At 68.5% G+C, this 6,047-nt stretch carries 6 protein-coding genes; 3 read left to right on the top strand and 3 right to left on the bottom strand.

The window, feature by feature from the left end; all coding sequences use genetic code 11:
- Complete coding sequence (locus DCO49_RS01850) at window positions 1-435, top strand: PepSY domain-containing protein (protein WP_116862557.1); 435 nt, start codon at window positions 1-3, stop codon at window positions 433-435.
- Between the two features lie 86 nt (window positions 436-521).
- On the opposite strand, the gene DCO49_RS01855 is transcribed toward DCO49_RS01850, so the two are convergent.
- The 3 genes from DCO49_RS01855 to DCO49_RS01865 all read right to left on the bottom strand — a co-directional run bounded on the left by DCO49_RS01855 (window position 522) and on the right by DCO49_RS01865 (window position 2,847).
- Entirely contained in the window at window positions 522-1,010 is a 489-nt protein-coding gene (locus DCO49_RS01855) for a hypothetical protein (RefSeq protein WP_108770283.1), read from the bottom strand.
- Between the two features lie 124 nt (window positions 1,011-1,134).
- Window positions 1,135-2,343, bottom strand: coding sequence for an FAD-dependent oxidoreductase (locus DCO49_RS01860; protein WP_116862558.1), 1,209 nt, complete (start codon window positions 2,341-2,343; stop codon window positions 1,135-1,137).
- Between the two features lie 9 nt (window positions 2,344-2,352).
- On the bottom strand, window positions 2,353-2,847 hold the full coding sequence (locus DCO49_RS01865; RefSeq protein WP_116862559.1) for a lipocalin family protein: 495 nt from the start codon (window positions 2,845-2,847) through the stop codon (window positions 2,353-2,355).
- A gap of 184 nt (window positions 2,848-3,031) precedes the next feature.
- Between DCO49_RS01865 and DCO49_RS01870 the strand changes: the two genes are divergently transcribed.
- Both DCO49_RS01870 and DCO49_RS01875 read left to right on the top strand, forming a co-directional pair.
- On the top strand, window positions 3,032-3,280 hold the full coding sequence (locus DCO49_RS01870) for a hypothetical protein (protein ID WP_079223952.1): 249 nt from the start codon (window positions 3,032-3,034) through the stop codon (window positions 3,278-3,280).
- 179 nt (window positions 3,281-3,459) lie between these two features.
- A complete protein-coding gene (locus tag DCO49_RS01875) occupies window positions 3,460-5,856 on the top strand; it encodes a DUF3772 domain-containing protein (RefSeq protein ID WP_116862560.1) in 2,397 nt (798 codons plus the stop codon).
- The last annotated feature ends 191 nt before the right edge of the window (window positions 5,857-6,047 follow it).

The raw sequence follows: 6,047 nt of genomic DNA on the forward strand, positions 1-6,047 counted from the left end.
ATGTTGAAGTCACTCACCCTCGCCACCGTCACCGCCCTGGCCTTCGCCCCCGCCGTGCAGGCGGCCCCGCTGGGCATGGCCCAGGTCGAGCAGACCCTGCGCAAGGCCGGCTACACCCACATCCACGAGATCGAGCGCGATGATGGCCTGTGGGAAGCCGATGTCAGCCGTGCCGATGGTCGCTTCAGCGAGGTATATGTCGACCCGAAGACCGGCGAGATCTTCGACGAACACGATGGCCGCGCGCTGCTGGGCACCGGGCAGGTGCTGGCCAAGGCACAGGCGCACGGGCTGCGCGAGATCCATTCGCTGGAACGCGATGGCGCGACCTGGTCGCTGGAAGCACGCAACGCCCGCAACCAGCGCGTGGAAGTGCGCCTGAGCGGCCATGACGGGCGGATCCTCCACAGCGAGCGCGATGGCTGGCTGGATTGAGGTCGGTAACGGCGGGGCGATGTGCAGCCGAGCGTGGGCTCTGACGGTAGCGCCGGGCCATGCCCGGCGAGCGCAGCGGGAGCTGTTTACCAGCCATAAGGCGGCGGGTAATCCCAGTAACCCGGGCCACCGCCGCCATAGAAACCACCACCATACGGGCCGAAGCCCGGGCCCTTGCCTTCGCTGACATGGATGTTGACGTTGACCCCGTGGGTCTTGCCCTCATCGGTGGTGTAGTTCTTGCTGAGGTTGAGCGTGGCGGCGTTGTAGTGCGAGTTGCCGTAGCCCTTCGAATAACCGATGCCGGTGGTGAAGCTGCCGGACACCTTCAGCTTGTCGTCGGTCACGTCGGCGATGCGGGCGTCGTCGTGCACGCGCGGGCCGCTCTTGTCGCCGTAGTAGGTGCCCGGCGGGTCCTGCTGCACGGTCGGGTCGTTGAGATAGCGCATCGGTGCCTGCGGCACGGACAGGTCCAGACCGGGCGACTGCGGTGCCGTGGCACCCGCAGCGGACTGGGCAAGGACGGTCCCGGGAAGGCTGGCCAGGCACAGCAGCAGGGTCAGGGGACGGATCATCGCGATGCTCCAACGGGCAGGGACCGCGCCACGCGCGGCGGTACAGGCCGACGCTAACAGGCGTTGCTTGAATGATGCCTGTCGCCGCGGGCTTGTGGTAGATCCGGGCCAGGCCCGGATCCCCTTAGACCCGGCCGAACCCGAAAAGATCCTGCAGCGGATGCCGGCGCCGCTCGATCCGCGCCCGCAGCAGCCCGGCACCGATCATCGAGTAGGTGATGCCGTTGCCGCCGTAGGCCATGGCCAGGTGCACACGCGGCCCCCACTGCGGGTGCGGGCCGAAGAACGGCAGGCCGTCAGCGGTCTCGGCGAAGGTGCCCGCCCAGGAAAACGCCGGGGTCGGGTCCAGCTGCGGGAACCAGTGCTGCAGCTGCTTCATCAGCTGCTTCGCCTTGCCCTCCACTCGCCGGTCGCGGCGCGCCGGGATGTCGATGGCATCGTCCAGCCCGCCCACCAGCAGCCGGCCTTCGCCGGTGGCCCGCAGGTACAGGTAGGGGCGCGCGCTCTCCCACACCATCGTGCGCTGCAGCGGGCCCAGCACGTCGGCACCGATGGGGTCGGTGATGAACGCGTAGCTGCTGCGGTTGCGCGCCACCCGCTGGTCGATCCAGCGCTGGTTGGCGTAGCCCATCGCGAGCACGACGTGGCGCGCACGGATGGCGGCCCCCGCCTCGGTACGCGCGGTCACGCCGCGTGAGGTGGCGTCCAGGCGGTGCAGCACGGTGCGGTCATGCACATGGCCGCCGCGGCGGCGCACGCGCTTGAGCAGGCCATAGGTGAGGCAGTAGGGATCGACCCGCGCGGCCTGGCGGGTCAGCAGCGCGCCACCGGCGTCCACGCCGAAGCGCTGCTGCAGGTCGTCCGGCTGCAGCCAGCGGGCGTCCAGTCCGGCCTGGCGGCGTGCGGCACCCTCGGCCATCAGCACCGGCACGTCGCGATGGCGGCTGGCCAGATAGAGGCTGTCCATGCGCTGGAAATCGACGTTCTTCAGCCCGCGCGCCACTTCGCCCAGGGCCGGGATGGCCTCTGCGCAGGCGCGGTAGGCCAGTTCCGCAGCATCGGTGCCGTACTGGCGGGCCAGGTCCAGCAGGTGAGTGTCGATCTCGTACTGCAGCAGGGCGGTGCTGGCCGCGGTGCTGCCCCAGCCGATGTCGCGCTGCTCGATCACCGCGACCTCGTGGCCGTGGCCGGACAGCTCATCGGCAATCAGCGCGCCGGTGACACCGCCGCCCACCACCAGGACATCGCAACGCAGATCCTGCTGCAGCGACGGGAAGGCCTGGATCAGCCCATTGCTCACGGCCCACCAGGGGTAGCCGCTCTTCAGGTCCATGGGGTGGGCTCAGGCCGTGGGGTTGCCGGTATGCGGGGTGTGGATCAGTTCGGACAGATCGAAGCCCTGCTGCTGCGCCGTGGCCAGATAATGGTCGCGCACGGTGGCATCCAGCTGCGGTTCGCGGGCCAGCAGCCACAGGAATTTCCGGTCGGGGCTGCCGACCAGGGCAACGCTGTAGTCCGGGGCCACCTGGATCACCCAGTAGTCGCCCTTGGTGAAGGGCAGCCAGCGCAGGCCCTTGGGAAGGAAGCTCACGGCCAAACGCGCGCTGTCATTGTCCACCGGGCTGGCTTCGCCGATGGCCTCTTCCACCTCGCCGTCCATGCGGCAGCGGTTGTGCACCTGCACGTTGCCGTTGTCGAGCAGGCTGTAGTGCGCCGACACGTCGGTGCAGCCCTCCGGCTCGTGGCGCATGGGCAGGCGGGCGATCTCGTACCAGGTGCCCAGGTAGCGGGGCAGCTTGAGGTCGGCGACGGTCTTCAGCGGGGGGTGGTCGGTCATGGACAGGCAGTTTGGGAACGGACCTCCACCATGCCGTCGGGCTCGCCATGGGCAGGTGAAGCCGGGGCGAGGCCCACGTCCAGAACAATGCGTCGCCCGCGCGGCGGCGCAGCTGTCGCCGGCGCAGCGCTATCCTTGCGTCAGCGCCGGGTTTTTTCCCCATACAAGCGAAGTGGAGGTGCCGATGTACCAGGTGATCCTGTTGAAGAGTGAAACCGCGTTTGCCCGCGAGCAGTGGCCGCAGGTGGACGACGTGGTGGATTACGAGGGCGTCAGCTACAGCCTGCGCGCGGGCCCGCGCCAGCCGCTGCCGACCGACCACGACTGGCACCCCATCGCTGTGTACGCGCCGGATGAGATCAGCGAAGAGGAATTCCAGGATTGGTACGCGCTGCAGCAGCCGCAGGTGGAAGAGCTGCGCTTGAAGTACTGAGGGCTTGGGTAGAGTCGACCGCTGGTCGACTGCATTTCGCGTAGCGAATGGCATCACGCCAGTCGAGCAAGCTCGACTCTACGCGGGCGTGACCAGCCGTGCCGTATAGTCGCGCGCAGGCGCGGTGGTCCGCGCGAACCGGTGTGGCTGGCTTGCTTTCCTTCCTCCGAACGATCCTGATGCGTGGCCCCTCGCTGGCGCTGCTGCTGTGTGGTGCGCTGCTGCTGGCCGCGCCGGTGCTGGCCCAGGACGACGACCCGACGCCGAAGCAGCAGCTGGCCCAGTTCGATGCCAGCCTGAAGGACGTGGAGCGCAAGCGCGATTCCGCCGAGGCCACCGAAACGCTGGCGATGCTGTCCGAGACCGCATCGCAGGTGCGCCGCGATGCCGAGGCGCTGGACAAGAGCCTGCAGCCGCAGCTGGACCAGTTGACCGAGCAGTTGGCCCAGCTGGGCACGGCGCCGGAGGGCACCACCGAGCTGCCCGAGCTGGCGGCGCAGCGCCGCAACCTCACCCGCCAGCGTGATGCGCTGGCGTCTTCGGTCGCGCAGGCCAAGTCCAGTGCCGTGCGCGCCGGCCAGCTTGCCAACGATATCGAGAAGCAGCGCACCGCGCAGCGCACCGAGGAACTGGGCCAGAAGGTCGATTCGCCGCTGTCGCCCGCGCTGTGGCGGAAGGTCGCCAAGCAGCTGCCGGTGGATATCGCCCGGGTCACGCCGCTGGCCGCGCAGGGCCGCGATGCCTTGGTGGCCGCCCTGGACAAGGAAGGCTGGGGCACGCCGCTGCTGGGCCTGCTGGCCGCGCTGGTGATGATGTTCCCGCTGCGCCTGTGGCTGCGCGCGCTGGGCCGCCGCTTCGCCGCCTCCGACCGCGCGCCTGATGGCCGCCTGCGCCGCTCCGGCCTGGCCATGTGGCTGCTGCTGGTCGGCACGTTGCTGCCGGGCTACGCGGTGGTGGTGTTCATCGCCTCGCTCAATGCCATCGGCGGTATTGCGCCGCGCCTGCAGAACGTGGCGGACGGCGTGCAGGCGGCCAGCTTCGCCGCCGCCTTCATCGCCGCGCTCAGCGCCTGCCTGCTGGCGCCCACGCGGCCCTCGTGGCGCTTGTTGAACCTGGATGACACCGCCGCGCTGAAGCTGCGCAAATACGCCTGGGGCGCGGCCGCGCTGGCCTGGTTCAGCACCGTGCTGGTGGCTATCGACCGGGCCACGCGTACCAGCGATGTGACCACGGTGGCGCTGGACGGCGTGATCGCGCTGACCTACCTCGGCCTGATCATGGCCATGCTGGTCACCCTGTCGCGCCTGCATCGCCGCCAGACTGCGGAAGCCGAGGCCAAGCTGGAAGCGCAGGCCGACGGCGTGGGCGCGGCGGTGCCGGTACGTCGCAGCAGCTGGCTGGTGCTGGCCCGCGTGGCCGGCAACCTCGCGGTTACTGCCGCGATCATCGCCACCCTGCTGGGCTACGTGAACTTCGCCAAGTTCGTGAACCAGCAGCTGATCGGCGGCAGCATCGTGGTGCTGGCCGCGCTGCTGCTGTTCAAATTCGTCGATGACCTCTGCACCTGGCTGCTCAACGCCGACAGCAAGGTGGGCCAGACCATTCTGCTGAGCACCGGCCTGAGCGTGTCGCGGCTGGAGCAGGCCGGCGTGCTGCTGTCGGCGGTGCTGCGCACCCTGGTGGTGCTGATCGCGCTGCTGGCCCTGGCCGCGCCGTTCGGCAACGTCGGCACCATCGTCGAGCGCATCGCCGCCCTGGCCAACGGCATCACGATCAACAAGGACCTGACGCTGCAGCCCGGCCGCATCGCCACCGGCGTGCTGGTGCTGCTGATCGGCGTGGGCTTGACCCAGCTGATGCAGCGCTGGCTGACCGACACCTACCTGCCCAAGACCGAGCTGGACCTGGGCGCGCGCAACTCGATCAGCACCATCGCCGGTTACGTCGGCATCATCCTGGTGGGCCTGTGGGCGCTGACCGCGATGGGCCTGGACATGAAGAACCTGGCGCTGCTGGCCAGCGCGCTGTCGGTGGGTATTGGTTTCGGCCTGCAGGCGATCATCCAGAACTTCGTCTCGGGCCTGATCCTGCTGGCCGAGCGACCGGTGAAGATCGGCGACTGGGTGAAGCTGGGTGACCAGGAAGGCGACATCCGCCGCATCAACGTGCGTTCGACCGAGATCCAGGTGGGCGACAAGTCGACGCTGATCGTGCCGAACTCGGAGCTGATCACCAAGACCATCCGCAACATGACGATGGGCAACAACCAGGGCCGCATCCAGATCCAGTTCGCGGTGCCGACCAGCACCGACGTGGCGGGCCTGAAGCAGGCGCTGCTGGATGCCTATGGTGCGCACCAGGCGGTGCTGCAGCAGCCGGCGCCGTCGGTGTTCATCGACAGCATTGGCGGCGGCCAGATCACGTTCAACAGCTTCGCCTACGTGGCGAGCCCGCGGCAGGTGTACGGCACGCGCAGTGATCTGTATTTCAGCCTGCTGCAGATACTGGCCGAGCGGGACATCCCGCTGTCGACCCCGACCGACATCCACTTGGTACGCGACACCCCTCCGGAGTAATTGAGGTTTTCTGCAGGGCTTGCAGCCCTGCACCTGCTTCAAGCCGAAGCCAAAGCAACAGCAGAAGCTGGTTTGCTGAGGGTTGGCGGGGCGGGTCCGGTTGAGGGGGACGCCGTAAATACGTCCATGTAGGCTTGGTCGCGGCATCCATGCCGCTCACACCCCCTCAACCGGACCCACCCCGCCTTCGA

The organism is Stenotrophomonas sp. SPM (assembly GCF_003105135.1).
In the GTDB taxonomy this organism is placed as follows: Bacteria; Pseudomonadota; Gammaproteobacteria; order Xanthomonadales; family Xanthomonadaceae; genus Stenotrophomonas.